This window comes from Sphingomonas sp. FW306-1B-B10E (assembly GCF_058782005.1).
Window position 1 is genome coordinate 59,413 of sequence record NZ_JBYSXG010000019.1, and the last position, 14,585, is coordinate 73,997.

General features: G+C 69.7%; 13 protein-coding genes. 12 read left to right on the forward strand and 1 reads right to left on the reverse strand.

All coding sequences use genetic code 11. From position 1 onward, the window contains the following. Window positions 1-3: 3 nt before the first annotated feature. The 6 genes from AC3WJI_RS09770 to AC3WJI_RS09795 are packed head-to-tail and all read left to right on the forward strand — an operon-like array spanning window position 4 to window position 5,550. Window positions 4-699, forward strand: coding sequence for a prepilin-type N-terminal cleavage/methylation domain-containing protein (locus AC3WJI_RS09770; RefSeq protein WP_492757067.1), 696 nt, complete (start codon window positions 4-6; stop codon window positions 697-699). Beyond that, the gene (locus AC3WJI_RS09775; protein ID WP_492757068.1) at window positions 696-1,670 is read left to right on the forward strand and encodes a hypothetical protein; all 975 of its coding nucleotides are present in this window, start codon (window positions 696-698) and stop codon (window positions 1,668-1,670) included. The genes AC3WJI_RS09770 and AC3WJI_RS09775 overlap by 4 nt, the downstream gene beginning before the upstream one ends. Continuing rightward, window positions 1,667-2,215: a type II secretion system protein GspM gene (gene gspM, locus AC3WJI_RS09780; protein ID WP_492757069.1), complete on the forward strand. Its 549-nt coding sequence runs from the start codon at window positions 1,667-1,669 to the stop codon at window positions 2,213-2,215. The genes AC3WJI_RS09775 and gspM overlap by 4 nt, the downstream gene beginning before the upstream one ends. Next, window positions 2,199-2,678, forward strand: a complete 480-nt coding sequence (locus AC3WJI_RS09785; RefSeq protein ID WP_492757070.1) for a hypothetical protein — start codon at window positions 2,199-2,201, stop codon at window positions 2,676-2,678. The genes gspM and AC3WJI_RS09785 overlap by 17 nt, the downstream gene beginning before the upstream one ends. After that, window positions 2,675-4,702, forward strand: coding sequence for a type II secretion system secretin GspD (gene gspD / locus AC3WJI_RS09790; protein ID WP_492757071.1), 2,028 nt, complete (start codon window positions 2,675-2,677; stop codon window positions 4,700-4,702). The genes AC3WJI_RS09785 and gspD overlap by 4 nt, the downstream gene beginning before the upstream one ends. After that, window positions 4,699-5,550, forward strand: coding sequence for a hypothetical protein (locus AC3WJI_RS09795; RefSeq protein ID WP_492757072.1), 852 nt, complete (start codon window positions 4,699-4,701; stop codon window positions 5,548-5,550). Before gspD ends, AC3WJI_RS09795 begins: the two co-directional genes overlap by 4 nt. Here AC3WJI_RS09795 and AC3WJI_RS09800 read toward each other — a convergent pair. After that, entirely contained in the window at window positions 5,541-6,155 is a 615-nt protein-coding gene (locus AC3WJI_RS09800; protein ID WP_492757073.1) for a cell wall hydrolase, read from the reverse strand. The genes AC3WJI_RS09795 and AC3WJI_RS09800 overlap by 10 nt on opposite strands. A 258-nt stretch (window positions 6,156-6,413) precedes the next feature. On the opposite strand from AC3WJI_RS09800, the gene AC3WJI_RS09805 reads away from it, so the two are divergent. The 6 genes from AC3WJI_RS09805 to AC3WJI_RS09830 all read left to right on the forward strand — a co-directional run bounded on the left by AC3WJI_RS09805 (window position 6,414) and on the right by AC3WJI_RS09830 (window position 14,551). Next, window positions 6,414-6,998, forward strand: coding sequence for a hypothetical protein (locus AC3WJI_RS09805; RefSeq protein ID WP_492757074.1), 585 nt, complete (start codon window positions 6,414-6,416; stop codon window positions 6,996-6,998). A gap of 217 nt (window positions 6,999-7,215) precedes the next feature. After that, the gene (locus AC3WJI_RS09810; RefSeq protein WP_492757075.1) at window positions 7,216-7,677 is read left to right on the forward strand and encodes a helix-turn-helix domain-containing protein; all 462 of its coding nucleotides are present in this window, start codon (window positions 7,216-7,218) and stop codon (window positions 7,675-7,677) included. 360 nt (window positions 7,678-8,037) lie between these two features. Continuing rightward, window positions 8,038-8,436: a hypothetical protein gene (locus AC3WJI_RS09815; RefSeq protein ID WP_492757076.1), complete on the forward strand. Its 399-nt coding sequence runs from the start codon at window positions 8,038-8,040 to the stop codon at window positions 8,434-8,436. Continuing rightward, entirely contained in the window at window positions 8,433-9,701 is a 1,269-nt protein-coding gene (locus AC3WJI_RS09820) for an efflux RND transporter periplasmic adaptor subunit (RefSeq protein WP_492757077.1), read from the forward strand. The genes AC3WJI_RS09815 and AC3WJI_RS09820 overlap by 4 nt, the downstream gene beginning before the upstream one ends. A 214-nt stretch (window positions 9,702-9,915) precedes the next feature. Continuing rightward, a complete protein-coding gene (locus AC3WJI_RS09825; protein WP_492757078.1) occupies window positions 9,916-13,098 on the forward strand; it encodes an efflux RND transporter permease subunit in 3,183 nt (1,060 codons plus the stop codon). Between the two features lie 52 nt (window positions 13,099-13,150). After that, complete coding sequence (locus AC3WJI_RS09830) at window positions 13,151-14,551, forward strand: efflux transporter outer membrane subunit (RefSeq protein WP_492757079.1); 1,401 nt, start codon at window positions 13,151-13,153, stop codon at window positions 14,549-14,551. Window positions 14,552-14,585 lie beyond the last annotated feature (34 nt).

The window sequence follows — 14,585 nt, forward strand, 5'->3', positions numbered from 1 at the left end:
CCAATGGTCACGCCCGTTCCTTCGCGCCGCGCGCCGCCGCTCGCATCCAGCGGATTCACCTTGGTCGAATTGCTCGTCGGGCTGAGTCTGATGGGAATGGCGGCGGCGCTGCTGCTCGCCGGGCTGCAGCTGGCGGGGGTTGTCGCCAAGCGCGAGCGGCTGCGCAGCGGCGATCTCGAGGAAGTCGTCGCGGCGCAGCGGGTCCTGCGCCGCACGATCGAGCGGCTGCGCCCGGTGATGCGGACCGATGCGCTCACGCCGATCGTCGACTTGCGCGGCGAGGAGGGCGTGCTGCGCTTCGTAGCGCCGCCGGCGGATCGGGCCGCGCCCGACGCGCTGCAATATTATCGTCTGCTCCGCACCGCGACGGGCACGCTGACCTTGTTCACCGCGAGCACGCGCAAGCCCGATCTGGATTTGAGCGCGCGTGGGCTGGCCGGCTGGACGCCGGTGCCGTTGCTGACCGGCACCGCGCTGCTGTCGATCCATTATTACGGCACCGTGCCGGGCAATCCGCAGCCGGGGTGGCAGTCGCGCTGGTGGGATCGGCCGCAGCCGCCGGCGCTGGTGCGGATCCATGTCGAGTTTCCCGCGGGCGACACGCGGCGTTGGCCCGACCTGATCGTCCGGCCGGGCGTCGCGCCTGACGCAAATTGCCCGGTCGACCCGCTGACCGGCGGCTGCAAGGCCGTCGGATGAGCGGGCGTGGCATCCTCGACGCCGACATGCAGACGCTCGGGCGGATGCTCGTCTCGGGCTGGCGCTGGTGGGTGGAGGAGCTTGTCGGGACCGTGCCGGCGCGTTTCCGCCGAGCGCCGGGGCGCAGGCTCAAGCGGCTCGACTATGCGGACGGCGCGTTGCCGGGCGCGCGGCCGGGGATGCGGGCGATGGTGGCAATCCCGGCGCGCCTGTGCCTGACGCGCCGGATCGCGCGGCCGCGGGTCGGCGAGCGCGATTTGCGTGAGATGCTCGCGCTCGAGGCGGAGACCTTGTTCCCGTTTCCCGCGGGCGAGGTGCTGCTCGCGGCACGGCGCACCGGGGAGGCCGGCGCGGGACGCGTGATGGTAGAGGTCGCCGGACTGCCGATTGAGCAGGCGCGGGCGATCGCGTTGGCGATCGGTGCCGCGAAGATCGTCGCGGTGCGAGTCGCGCTCGACGACCCGCCGCTCGATTTCGCGCCGGCGATGCGGCGTGCGGGGCTGCTCGCGCCGGCGCGCAGCGCGGCGCCGTGGTTGTGGGGGCTCGTCGCGGGGCTGGTGCTGCTCAATTTGGGCGTGTGGATCTGGCGCGATTCAGCGCGCGTCGCCGAACTCGAGGCGCTGGTCGAGGAGCAGCGGCCGGCGGTTGCGGTGGCGCAGACGATCACCGGCCGAGCCCAGCGCGATCGCGCGCTCGTCGCCCGGTCGCTCGCGCTGCGGCGGCAGCACGATGCGCTCGGCACGCTCGCCGATGTCGCCGGCGCGCTACCCGAGGGAGCCTGGCTCCAGCGCTACACCTGGGACGGGGCGACGGTGCGGCTCGCCGGCTATCGTCCAGCAAGCAGCGATATCGCGACCGCGCTGCGCCGCTCGGGGCGCTTCGCGGAAGTGCGCAGCGAGGCGGCCGACGCGCAGGCGGCTTCGCCGATCGGCGATCCGTTCGACGTCTCGGCGCGCAGGGTGCCGCGATGATCCGGCCCTTGTCCGCGCGCGAACGCCGGCTGGTGGCGCTGCTGCTGCTCACCGCGGTGCTGGCGTTGGTCAATTTTGTTTTGGTCGCGCCGGTCATGGCGGGGTTTGCCGCGCGTGCCGAGCGCCGCGAGCAACTGATGCAGCTCTATGCGCACAATGTCGGCACGATCGGCGCGATCCCGCGGTTGCGCCGCCAGGCCGAGCGCGCGCGCGCCGCGACCACCGGGTTCGTCCTAGACACGCAGAGCGCCGAGGCGGGGCGCGAGGCGCTCAAGGGCCGGCTCCAGCGCGCGATCGAGGAGAGCGGCGGGGTGTTCCGCGAAGGCGCCGATGGCGAGGGCCGGGCGGGCTGGGCGCAGGCCCGCGCCACTGCGCGGATGAGCCAGGCGCAGCTCGCCGCGACGCTGGCCCGGCTGCAGGATGCGCCGCCTTACCTGATCATCGACAGCCTCACCGTCGGTGCCGACACTGCGCTGGTCAGCGGCCAGCCTTCCGCCCTGGAGGTGCAGATTGAAGCTTCGATCCCGCTTGCCCGCGCTCGATAGCAGCGCGGCGGTGCCGCTGCTCCTGGCCACCGTCCTGGGGGCTGCGCTGGCGTTTCAACTGCTCGTGCCCGATCCGCTCGAGCTGCCCGATGCCGGCCCGGTGCGGGGCGGGGAGACGCGCCTCGCCGGGCTGCCCGCGATGCCGCGCGCCGATGCCGGGCCGCTGCGATCCTTGTTCGTCCCGCAGCCGCCGGCGGCGGCGTCATCGGCCGCGGCCGCCGCGGCCCCGGCCGCGACGTTGGTCGGGGCGGTGCGGGTGGGGCGCTCGGCCTTCGCCATGGTCCAGCGCCCCGACGGACGGGTCGAGCGCGTCGGCATAGGCGGACGAATCGAGGGGTGGCGGCTGCATGCGCTCGGCGCAAGCGAGGCGCTGCTGGTGCGCGGCGGCGCGCGGACGACGGTGCGCTTCGGCGGCAAGGTGGGGGCGGCGGCAGTGCCGCAGACGAGCGGAGGCGAGCAATGAACGCGCGGACGCGGTTGAGCCAGGGAATCGCGGCAGCGGCGCTTGCCGCCGGGGGGTGCAGCGGGCCGGGGCCGGTGCGGCCGGTCGAGATGCCGACGCCGCCCGCGATCGTCGCCGAGGCCGAGCGTGCCGCGCCCGAGCTGCGATCGAGCATCGTCGGCGGCGAGGCGCCGGTGCCGCAGGGCGCGGCGCGCCCGGCGCGGCCGCCGCGCAAGGGCGATGTCTCGCTGACCTTGCCCAATGCCGATGTCCGCGCGGCGGCGGCGGCGGTGCAGGCGGCGACCGGCGTGGCGGTCGAAGTCGATCCGGCGGCCAACGGCCAGGTCTCGCTGGTGACCCCGGGCGGCGTGGCGCGCTCCGAAGTGATCGGGCTGTTCGAGAGCGCGCTACGCGCGGCGAACCTCGCGCTGGTACCGGCGGGGCAGGGCTATCTCGTGCGCCCGATGGCCGCGGCGCAGGCCCCGGTCGGGCCGGACGCGGTCGGCTTCGGCACCGAGGCGATCGCGCTCGAATTCATCAATGCCGCCGAATTGCGCAAGATCCTGGACGGCGTGCTGCCGGGCGTGGTCACCGCGGTCGATCCCGGCGGCAACCGCATCACCATTGCCGGCACCACCGGGCAGCGCCAGAGCGCACGCGACCTCGTCCGCCAGTTCGACGTAAACTGGCTGCGCAACATGAGCTTCGCCTTGTTCGTGCCCCAGCGCACCGACAGCCGGCTGATCGTCCCCGAGCTCGAGAAACTGATCAACGCCCCCGACGCGCCGACGCGCGGGCTGGTGCGGCTGATCGCGATGGAGCGCTTGAACGGCATCCTCGCCGTGACCGCGCAGCGCCAATATATCGAGGATGTCCGCCGCTGGATCGAGGTGCTCGATCGCGAAGGCGAGAGCGCCGAGAAGCGGATCTTCGTCTACCGCGTCCAGAACGGGCGCGCGCGCGATCTCGCCCGCACGCTCAACCGCGCGTTCGGCAATGGCGGCGGCGATGCGGGCGGGGATGTCGATCCGTTCGCGCCGACCGAGCCCGCGCGACCGGCGAACGCTGCCGCCAAGCCCGCGACCGGCGACGCGGCGACGCGCCCGGCAGCGGCAACCCCCGAGCCCGCGACCGGCGCGGCGGAAGGCAGTGCGCAGCTCACTGCCGACGACGTCAACAACGCGGTCGTGGTCTATGCCAGCCCGCGCGACTATGCCGTGGTCGAGGACGCACTGCGCAAGCTCGACCTGCCGCCGCTCCAGGTGATGATCGAGGCGGCGATCACCGAAGTGACGCTCACCGACACGTTGCGCTACGGCGTCCAGTGGAACTGGCTGACCGGCAGCAGCAACTTCACCCTCGGCGAGGGCACCACCCCCAGCCCGACGCGCAACCTGCCCGGTTTCTCCTATTTCCTCTCGGGCAGCGACATCGCCGCGACGCTCAACGCGCTCGAGCAGCGCACCAACCTCAAGGTGATCTCGGCGCCCAAGCTGGTCACGCTCAACAACCAGACCGCGGCGCTCCAGGTCGGCGACCAGGTGCCGATCTCGTCGGGCAACGCGGTGAGCGTCGAGAATCCCGACGCGCCGATCGTCAATTCGATCGAATATCGCGACACCGGGGTGATCCTCAAGGTCACCCCGCGGGTCAACGCCAACGGGCTGGTGCTGCTCGACGTGTCGCAGGAAGTCAGCGATGTGGCACTCGGTGCGGCACGCACCGGCACGATCGCATCGCCGACGATCTCGACGCGGCGCATCTCGACATCGGTGGCAGTGCAGGACGGGCAGGTGATCGCGCTGGGCGGGCTGTTCCGCGACGCCAAGACCTTCGGCAAGAACGGCATCCCGCTGCTGTCGCGGCTCCCCGTGGTCGGGGCGCTGTTCGGCAACCATAACAATACCCAGAACCGCACCGAGCTGATCGTGCTGCTCAAGCCGCACGTGATCCGCACGCCCGATGACGGCCGCGCGGTGACCGAGGAACTGCGCGCCAAGCTGCGCACGCTCGAGCCGTTCAAGACCCAGGGCCGCATCCCGTGAAACCGCGTGGCGATGAGGAAGGCTATGCGCTGGTCGCCGCGGTCGCCAGCATCGCGGTGTTCGCGGCGATGGCGCTGACCCTGCTCGGCGCGACGCGGATGTCGCTGGCGGACGTCGGTGCCGAGCAGGCCGCGCTCCAGACCCGCGCCGCGGCAGATGCAGGGATCGCGCTGGCGCTGCAGGGGCTGCTCGCCCGCGACGTCACCGATCGCTGGCCGATCGACGGCCGGGTCCACGATCAAACCTTTGGCGATGCGCGGCTGCGGATCCGCGTCCAGGACGATCGTGGCAAGGTCCCGCTCAACATGCTGAGCGAGACCGAAGTGACTCGCCTGCTCGAGACGGCCGGGCTGGGCGGCGAGCGGCTGGCGATTGCGCGCGACTCGCTGCTCGACTGGCGCGATGACGACGACATGGTCCGCCGGGACGGCGCCGAACGCGGCTATTACGCCGCGCGCGGCATCGCCCCGGCAAACGGATTCCTGGCGACGATCGACGAACTCGGCGCGGTGCGCGGTTTCGATGCGGCGACGGTGGCGCGGATCAAGACGATCGCCACGAGCAACTCGGGCGCGCGCAGCTTCTTCGACCCGCGCTTCGCCGATGCGCGCGCGTTGGCAGTGATGGACAAAGGCGGCGAGGACGGGCCGGCCGCGCTCGACCGGTCGCGCGAGGCGGCGGGGCAGACGACCGCGATCGCCTTTGCCGACGTGCCGACGCTGATCGGGCGACCGCTGGTGATCACCGTCGAGGCGACATTGCCCGACGGCGCGCGTGCGCGTCGCAGCGTCACGCTTGAGCTCACCGGCGTCGACAGCGAGCCTTACCGGATTCGCGCCTACGAATGAGCCGGATCGGGCGGCGGCGTCTCGACGCGCAGGCCCCAGGGCGCGAAGGGCGGCGCGGGTTCGAGCTTGGGCACGACGGGAGCGGGCGCAGCAGGCGCGATCAACGCGCCGCCGGGCACCGCCGCACCTGACGCGGCGCTGCGATAGAAGATATGCGCGCCGATCTTGGCGGTGCGCACCAGGCTCGGTGCCCAATAGGGGCTGACATAATCGGCGTGATAATGCGTGGCGCCGGCGACGCGCGGTTGGGCGAGCCCGTCGAGCGCCTGCTCGGCGATCGTTCGCGCGCCGAGCAGCACCGCGGCGGGGAGCGGGCGGCGCAGCGATCCGTCACAGGTGAAGGTGAACTGGCAGCCGGTGCGCCGGGTCGATCCGGCGAAGACGACGCCGCACACCGATTTGGGAAAGCGCGGGTCGCGGACGCGATTGAGGATCACTTCGGCGACCGCGGCGCGGCCTTCCACTGTCTCGTACCCGGCCTCATAGGCTACCGCGAGCGTCATGCAGTCGAGCGCGCGGGCACGATCCTCGACCAGCGGTGGGGACACGGATTGCGCTTCGGCAGGCGCGGCAGGAACGGCGATCAGCGCCAGCAACGACCCCACGCGCAGCACTGTGCTGTTCGCTCGCGCTTTCCGCCAGGCTGGCATCGAGTCCCCGTCTTTTGTGATAAGTCACAGAACAATGTTGGGCTCATAAGTGTATATCATGTTATTGGGACAATATTGTTTAATAGGTTCTCGGTGATTTGAGTAACATCGATGCAATATTGTCGGTTTATCGCGCGAACTACAGCTGTCGGAGACGAAAAGGCCTCGCCTTCGCGCGCTGACGGATCAAATGACAGTTGAGGAGGCTGGCCCGTGATCGCAAAGCTTGCGCTGGCCGGAATGCTGGCGGCCGCTGGTGTGGCTTCGGTGGCGGCGCTGCGTGGCGAGCATGCCGCCAAGCCTCCGTCCGCCGAGATCACCGCGCAGGCTGCGCCCGGATTGCTGCCCGCGCGGCAGCTCGATTGCGCGCTCGGGCGGATCACCAATTTCGACCCCGACAAGGACCAGAAGGTCACGGACTACAAGTTCGCCGGGCACTATCGGCTCGGGCTCTTCCTGCCGCCGATCCCGGTGCGGACGACGCCGCCGCCCCAGGCGCCGCGGCCGCCCGAGCCAGTCGATCCGCGTACGCGGATCGTCGCGGACCCGGACGGCCTGGCATCGCCGTCGCTGCGCTTCGAGCGCGTCGTCGACCTCTGGCCCGAGCGCGTCGAGATGACCGCGCCGATCAGCGACACCGCGGTCAAGCTGGTGGTGATCACCGGCGCGGACCCACGCACCGGCACTGCCGACATCTTCGTCGCCAATGCCAACGATGCAGTCACCTACGATCTCGCGCAACTCTATACCGGATCCTGCAAGGTGAAGCTCGACGCCGCCGCGCCCGTGCGAGGCTGAGCAGGCGCAATCCGACGCGCGGTTGCGCAAGTGCGACGCGTCGAGCGCGATTTGCGGTGTTCGTTCTGCCACCTCGCCGGTCTCGCGGTGTCATCCTGATAGCAAGCAGCGACAGGACTTCGGCGTCGAGGCCTTTGACTCGGCGACGGTGAAGTCGTGCCTGCGGCTTGCCAGGGACGCGCGTCCCTGGTGCGAGGCGAGAACGGGCGGGGTGCGTATGGAAGGCAGTCCCATCTTCGACTTCGAAGGGGCCGCGAGTGGGTCGAGCGCGCCCTGTGACCTGCCGCCGAGCCTGCCGCGGCAACGCCGCGCGGGCGATCGTGCACAACTCGCGCCCTGGCAGGTCAAACTGGCGACCGATTTGATGCTCAATCAGACCGACCGTCCGCTGCTGCTCGCCGAAGTGGCAGGGCCGCTCGGCGTGTCGGTCAATCATTTCATCAAAGGCTTCGTCAACACTGTCGGCACGTCGCCTTATCACTGGTTCATCCGCCAGCGCATCGCGCGCGCCGTGACGCTGCTGCGCGAGTCCGATCTGTCGCTGGCGGAAATCGCCGCGGCCTGCGGTTTTTCGGACCAGAGCCATTTCACGCGCGTCTTCTCGCGCCATATCGGACTGGCGCCCGGCAAATGGCGCCGGGCGAACCGTGCCGGGGTCGCGGCGGCCTTGGCGGGGTGAGCCAGCCCCTCGCATTTCGCCCCTCGACAATAAAAATACCAACCAGTATAGAAAGCCCTTGACGCATCGCAGCACGATTTCTATACCAGTCGGTATGGAAGTGAGAAGTCACCTTCGACAACGGGACCAGACGAAGGAGCTGCCTATGCGTCAGCCTTGCCACCAGCGGGATCGGGCCACGGCCTGAACCACCGGCGCTTCGCGCGCCGATCCAGTTTCCAGGCTTAGCCATCCTGGCCCGGGCGTGTTTGCCCGGACGATGACGGCTGCCTTTGCGACAACATTCGCCGGTGATCCCGTGGCCCTGTGTCGCGGGCAGGGGAGCGGTGCGTCCGCCGCCGGCCAGAAGGGAGAACAACCATGGCCTATCTCAACTTTTCCGCGCTCGAGGGAAGCCCGGTCGCAATGCCCGCCGACATGATCGCCGCACCACGCACCGAGACCGGCTTCTCCGCGCTCGAATGGCAGGTCGTGGCGATCGCGCAGAACGATCGGCTCTCGTCGCTCGAAAAGCCGGGCAAGCTTGCCACGGCGCTCACGATGATCTTCGGCGGTCAGCGGCCCAATCCCGCGCTCGCCGACACCCGTCTCGAGGCGCTTCGCCGCCTCGCAGTCCACGCCTGGCACCGGGGTTACACCGTGCCGCGCGCCGCGATCCGCGCCTTCCACGAGGCGGGCTTTTCGCTCGAACAATATGAAACGCTGCTCGCCAGCATCAGCCGGGGCCGGGCAGCCCTGAATCAGGGAAATCGTGCATGAACATGGTCACGCGTATCGAGTCGGCGGAGCCCGACCAGAACGAGCCGGGGGCGCAGCCGAAGCGTCGCCCGCTCTGGCAGAAGGGCGCGCTCGTCGCGCTGCCGGTTCTGCTCATCGCCGGCGGCATGGGGCTCGCCAATCGGCAGGCGCCTGCGCTCGCCGCGCCGCCGCCGCCCACCGTCACCGTCGCCCAGCCTTTGGTCCGCCAGATCAACGAGTGGGACGATTATGTCGGCCGCTTCGAGGCGAGCCGCAGCGTGGAGGTGCGTCCGCGCGTCTCGGGGCAGGTCGTCGGTATCCACTTCACCGACGGCGCGATCGTCCAGAAGGGCCAGTTGCTCTTCACGCTCGATGCGCGTCCGCTCGCCGCGGCGCTGGCCGAGGCACGTGCGGGTCTCGCCACCGCGCAGAGTGATCTCGCGCTCGCCCGTTCCGATCTCGGCCGCGCCGAGCGGCTGGTCGCGGCGGAAGCGGTATCCAAGAGCGATGTCGAGCGGCTCCAGGCGCGGGTCCGTGCGGCCAATGCCTCGGTCGCCGCGGCCCAGGCACGGGTCCGCGCGCGTGCACTCGATGTCGAGTTCACGCAGGTCCGCGCCCCGATCGCCGGCCGCATCTCTGACCGCAAGGTCGATGCCGGCAATCTGGTCGCAGCGGGCGAAGGGGCGGCGGGGTCGCTGCTCACGACGATCAACGCGCTCGATCCGATCTATTTCAGCTTCGACGGATCGGAGGCGCTGTTCCTCAAGGCCAAGCGTGCCGCGGCGGCGGGCGGCGCCCAGTCGCCGGTCGAGATCCGGCTGCAGGACGAGACCGACTATCGCTGGAAGGGCGGGCTCGACTTCACCGATAACGGGCTCGATCCGCGCTCGGGAACGATCCGCGGCCGCGCGGTGCTGCGCAATCCGGGGATGTTCCTCACTCCCGGCATGTTCGGCAACATGCGGCTTTCGGCAGGCGGCACCACGCAGGCGCTGCTGATTCCGGACTCGGCGCTGTCGACTGACCAGGCGCGCAAGATCGTGATGACCGTCGGCAAGGACGGCACGCTCCAGCCCAAACCGGTGACGGTCGGGCCGGTGGTCGACGGGCTTCGCGTCGTCCGTGCGGGTCTCGCGCCGCAGGACCGCGTCGTTCTCGCCGGTGCGCAGGTCGTGCCGCCGGGCACCAAGGTCCAGGTCAAGCCGGGCAAGATCGAGCCGCAGGCAGTGGCCGCAGCGCCGGTCGTATCGGCTCCGGTCACGGGCGAAGCCACCTTCGCTCGCTGACCGACCTGCCGCCGGGCGGTCCCCAAGAGCCCGGCGGCAGGACCCAAATAGCGTTCGATCCAGATCTGTTCCCCGGCGAAGACCGGGGCCCAGGTTCGACGGTCCCGGCGAGCGGAGGCTATCCTCTCGAACGGCATTGCAACTGGGCCCCGGCCTTCGCCGGGGAACTGGACTGGCTCAAGCTTCATAGAACCCTCTCACGAGGAGTAGGCCCATGCGCCTCTCACGCTTCTTCATCACGCGCCCGATCTTCGCGGCGGTCATCTCGGTCGTCATCACGATCATCGGCGCGATCGCCTATCTCGCGCTGCCGATCTCGCAATATCCGGACATCGTGCCCCCGACGGTGACGGTTACCGCCGGCTATCCCGGCGCCTCGGCCGAGACGGTCGCCGAAACGGTGGCCGCGCCGATCGAGCAGGAAATCAACGGCGTCGACGACATGCTCTACCAGTCGTCGCAATCGACCGGCGATGGCAATGTCACGATCACCGTCACCTTCAAGTCGGGCACCGATCTCGATGCCGCGCAGGTGCTGGTGCAGAACCGCGTCGCGGTCGCGATCCCGCGCTTGCCCGAGGAAGTCCAGCGGCTCGGCGTGGTGACGCGCAAGACCACCCCGGACTTCCTGATGGTGGTCAATCTGATCTCGCCCGACAATTCGGTCGATCGCAGCTACATCTCGAATTACGCGCTGACCCAGGTCAAGGACCGGCTGGCGCGCATCGAAGGCGTCGGCGACGTCCGCATGTTCGGCGCGCGCGACTATGCGATGCGCGTGTGGATCGATCCCGGCCGCGCCGCCGCGCTCGACCTGACCGCCGGCGACATCGTCCAGGCGCTGCGTTCGCAGAACATCCAGGTCGCCGCGGGCACGCTCGGCCAGCCGGGCTCCACCCCCAGCGGCAACGCCTTCCAGCTCAATATCGAGACCCAGGGGCGCCTCAAGGACCCGGCCGAGTTCGGGCAGGTCGTGATCCGCACCGACGCCGACGGCCGTCAGGTCCGTGTCAGCGACGTCGCGCGGGTCGAATTGGGCGCCGCCGACTATTCCTCCAACACCTATCTCTCCAACCAGCCCACCGTGATCCTCGGCGTCTTCCAGCGCCCGGGCTCGAACGCGCTCGCTTCGGCGACGGCGGTCGAGAACGAGCTCAAGGCGATGTCGAAGAACTTCCCCAAGGGCCTCGAGTATCGCGTCATCTACAACCCGACCGAGTTCATCTCCCAGTCGATCGACGCGGTCTATCACACGCTGGGCGAGGCGATCCTGCTCGTCGTGCTGGTGGTGATCGTCTTCCTCCAGAAATGGCGCGCGGCGATCATCCCGGTGGTGGCGATTCCCGTATCGCTGATCGGCACGATGGCGGTGCTGCTGCCGCTCGGCTACTCGCTCAACAACCTCTCGCTGTTCGGCCTGGTGCTGGCGATCGGCATCGTCGTCGACGACGCAATCGTCGTGGTCGAGAATGTCGAGCGCAACCTCGCCAAGGGCATGTCCTCGCTCGAGGCGGCGCGCACTTCGATGGACGAAGTGTCGAGCGCACTAGTCGCGATCGTCCTCGTGCTGCTTGCAGTGTTCCTGCCGACCCTGTTCCTCAACGGTCTGTCGGGCGCCTTCTACAAGCAGTTCGCAGTGACCATCTCGGCGGCGACGGCGATTTCGCTGCTCGTCTCGCTGACCCTGTCGCCCGCACTCGCCGGGCTGCTGCTCAAGGGGCATGAGGGCGAGCCCAAGGGTCCGATCTCGCGCGTCGTGCGCCGCGGCGCCGACGCCTTCAATCGCGGCTTCGAGCGGATGAGCGAGGGCTATTCGCGCCTCACCCGCGCTTTGGTCACCCGGCCGAAGCGGATGATGGTCGTCTATGCCGGCCTCATCGCCGCGACCGTCGCGACCTTCTGGGTGACGCCGGTCGGCTTCATCCCGGCGCAGGACCAGGGATACTTCCTCACCGTCATCCAGCTGCCGCCGGGCTCGTCGCTCGAGCGCACCGACGAAGTGATGCGCAAGGTCGTCGCGCGCATCCTGCCGATCAAGGGCGTCAAGGGCTCGGTGATGCTCGCCGGCTTCGACGGTCCGTCGCAGACGCTCGCCCCGAATTCGGCCGCCGCTTATGTGCCGTTGCTCTCGTTCGAGGAGCGCAAGAAGCTCGGCGTCAACTACGCCGACATCATGAACGAGGCGCGTGCGCGCACCGCGGACATCAACGAGGCGATGCTGCTCGTCGTCCCGCCACCGCTCATCCAGGGCATCGGCTCGGCCGGCGGCTATCGGATGATGGTCGAGGACCGCGGCGAGCATGGCTATGAGAATCTCGGCAAGACCGCGTTCGGGCTGATCGGCCAGGCCAACCAGACCCCTGGCCTCAAGCAGATCTATACCTTCTTCAACACCTCCACCCCCCGCGTCTTCGCCGACATCGACCGGCGCAAGGCAAACCTGCTGGGCGTGCCGCCGGAACGCGTGTTCGAGGCGCTCAACGTCTATCTCGGCTCGACCTTCGTCAACGACTTCAACATGCTCGGCCGCACCTATCGCGTCACCGCGCAGGCCGATGCGCCGTTCCGGGCGACCGAGGCGGACATCGCCAATCTGAAGACCCGCTCGAACTCCGGCGCGATGGTGCCGATCGGTTCGGTGTCGACCTTCGAGAACAAGACCGGGCCGTATCGCGTCACGCGCTACAACCTGTTCCCTGCGGTCGAGGTCGATGGCGACACCGCCCCCGGCTACAGCTCGGGTGCGTCGCTCGACTCGATGGAGAAGATCGCCAGCCAATTGCCCCCCGGCTACGACGCCGAATGGACCGGCATTGCCTATCAGCAGAAGATGGCGGGAAGCACCGCGGGCCTCGTATTCGGACTGGCCGTATTGTTCGTCTTCCTCGTGCTCGCCGCGCAATATGAGAGCCTGACCCTGCCGCTCGCGATCATCCTGATCGTGCCGATGTGTCTGCTCGCGGCCATGGCCGGGGTGAACCTGCGCGGCATGGACAACAACGTGCTCACCCAGATCGGGCTGGTCGTGCTGATCGCGCTCGCCGCCAAGAATGCGATCCTCGTGGTCGAGTTCGCGCAGCAGGCCGAGGCACAGGACGGGCTATCGCCGGTGGAAGCCGCGGTGCGTGCCGCGCGTGACCGCCTGCGGCCGATCCTGATGACGTCGTTCGCCTTCATCCTCGGCGCGGTGCCGCTGCTGATCGCGAGCGGGGCAGGGGCCGAGCTCCGCCAGGCGCTGGGCACTGCGGTGTTCTTCGGGATGATGGGCGTGACCGCGTTCGGCCTGCTCTTCACCCCAACCTTCTACGTCGTCTGCCGCGGGCTTGGACAGCGTCTCGCGCGCAGGCGGCGTGGATCCACGGGCGGCCACGAGCCGGCACTGCAGCCGGCTGAGTAATCACCAGCCGTCCCTCCGGCGAAAGCCGGGGGGACGCGCAGGAGGAAATGAAATGACCTATCGCAATCTCCTCGCCGCCGTCTCCGCGCTTGCCCTAGCCGCCTGCGCAGCCGGTCCCGATTATGTCGCACCGGTCCATCCCCAGGCCGCTTCCGGCAATTTCGTCGCGGCCAGCACCGCGGTCACCGCCGAGCCGGTCAAGGGCGATTGGTGGCGCCTCTATAACGATCCGGTGCTCGACCAGCTCGTCACCGACGCGCTCGCCGCCAATACCGATGTCCGCGTCGCAGTCGCCCGCATTGCCCGCGCGCGCGCCGTGCTGCGCGGCGCGAAAGCCGACCGGTTGCCGCAGGCGGGCGTCAGCGCCGGCGCGAATTACGGCCGCCTGCCCGAGAGCCAGCGCCCCGCCGGTGCCCCGCGCGAGGATTGGCAGATCGATGCCGGGCTCGACGTCTCCTACGAAGTCGACCTGTTCGGCCGCGTTTCGCGTAACGTCGAGGCGGGCCGCGGCGATCTCGCCGCTGCCGAGGCCGATGCCGACGCAGTCCGCGTGATCGTCGCCGCCGAGACGGCGCGCGCCTATGCCGACGCCGCCTCCGCCGCCGAGCGACTCGCGGTCGCCGAGCGCATCGTGAAGTTGCTCGACCAGTCGATCGACCTGACCGAGCGCCGCCGCGGCGTCGGTCTCGCGACGCGGCTCGATACGGCGCGGATCGGTGCGCTGCGCAACCAGCGTCAGGCCGAAGTCCCCGCGTTGGCGGCCGAGCGCGACGCGGCCTTGTTCCGCCTCGCCACGCTCACCGGACGCGCGCCGGCTGATCTGCCCGATACGGCGCGGGCGCGAAGCGAGACGCTTCGCCTGAACCAGCCGATCCCGGTCGGCGATGGTGCGGCATTGCTCGCCCGCCGCCCGGACATCCGCGCCGCGGAGCGCCGCCTCGCCGCGAACACCGCGCGGATCGGCGTCGCCACTGCCGACCTTTATCCGAAGATCAGCCTCGGCGGATCGGTCGGGTCGACTGGCAACAATGTCGGCGACATCTTCACGGGCGGGCCGCTCCGCTGGCTGCTCGGCGGACTGATCAACTGGGCGGTCAATCCCGAACCGGCACGCGCCCGCATCGCCGCGGCGGAGGCCGACACCCAGGCCGCGCTGGCGACCTTCGACGGCACCGTGCTCGGCGCGCTGCAGGAGACCGAGACCGCGCTCTCGGCCTATGCCCATGCGCTCGAGCGCCGCAGCGCGCTGCAGGCGGCGCAGACCGAGGCGCTGGCCGCGGTAAACATCGCCCGCGCCCGCCAGCGCGAGGGGGACATCGACAGCCTCGCACTGCTCGACGCCGAACGCACGTTCGCCGACGCCGAGGCGGCGCTGGCGAACGCGGACGCGCAGATCGCCGATACGCAGGTCGATCTGTTCAAGGCGCTCGGCGGCGGGTGGCAGACGACTTAACGTCCCCTCCCTGAAAGGGAGGGGATCAAGGGGT

Excerpts from the sequence above, each read along its gene's own strand:
- AC3WJI_RS09810 (WP_492757075.1), top strand. The coding sequence starts at position 7,216 with ATGGAAGGCAGTCCCATCTTCGACTTCGAAGGGGCCGCGAGTGGGTCG.
- gspM (WP_492757069.1), top strand. The coding sequence starts at position 1,667 with ATGATCCGGCCCTTGTCCGCGCGCGAACGCCGGCTGGTGGCGCTGCTG.
- AC3WJI_RS09825 (WP_492757078.1), top strand. The coding sequence starts at position 9,916 with ATGCGCCTCTCACGCTTCTTCATCACGCGCCCGATCTTCGCGGCGGTC.
- AC3WJI_RS09815 (WP_492757076.1), top strand. The coding sequence starts at position 8,038 with ATGGCCTATCTCAACTTTTCCGCGCTCGAGGGAAGCCCGGTCGCAATG.
- AC3WJI_RS09830 (WP_492757079.1), top strand. The coding sequence starts at position 13,151 with ATGACCTATCGCAATCTCCTCGCCGCCGTCTCCGCGCTTGCCCTAGCC.
- AC3WJI_RS09775 (WP_492757068.1), top strand. The coding sequence starts at position 696 with ATGAGCGGGCGTGGCATCCTCGACGCCGACATGCAGACGCTCGGGCGG.
- gspD (WP_492757071.1), top strand. The coding sequence starts at position 2,675 with ATGAACGCGCGGACGCGGTTGAGCCAGGGAATCGCGGCAGCGGCGCTT.
- AC3WJI_RS09770 (WP_492757067.1), top strand. The coding sequence starts at position 4 with ATGGTCACGCCCGTTCCTTCGCGCCGCGCGCCGCCGCTCGCATCCAGC.
- AC3WJI_RS09820 (WP_492757077.1), top strand. The coding sequence starts at position 8,433 with ATGAACATGGTCACGCGTATCGAGTCGGCGGAGCCCGACCAGAACGAG.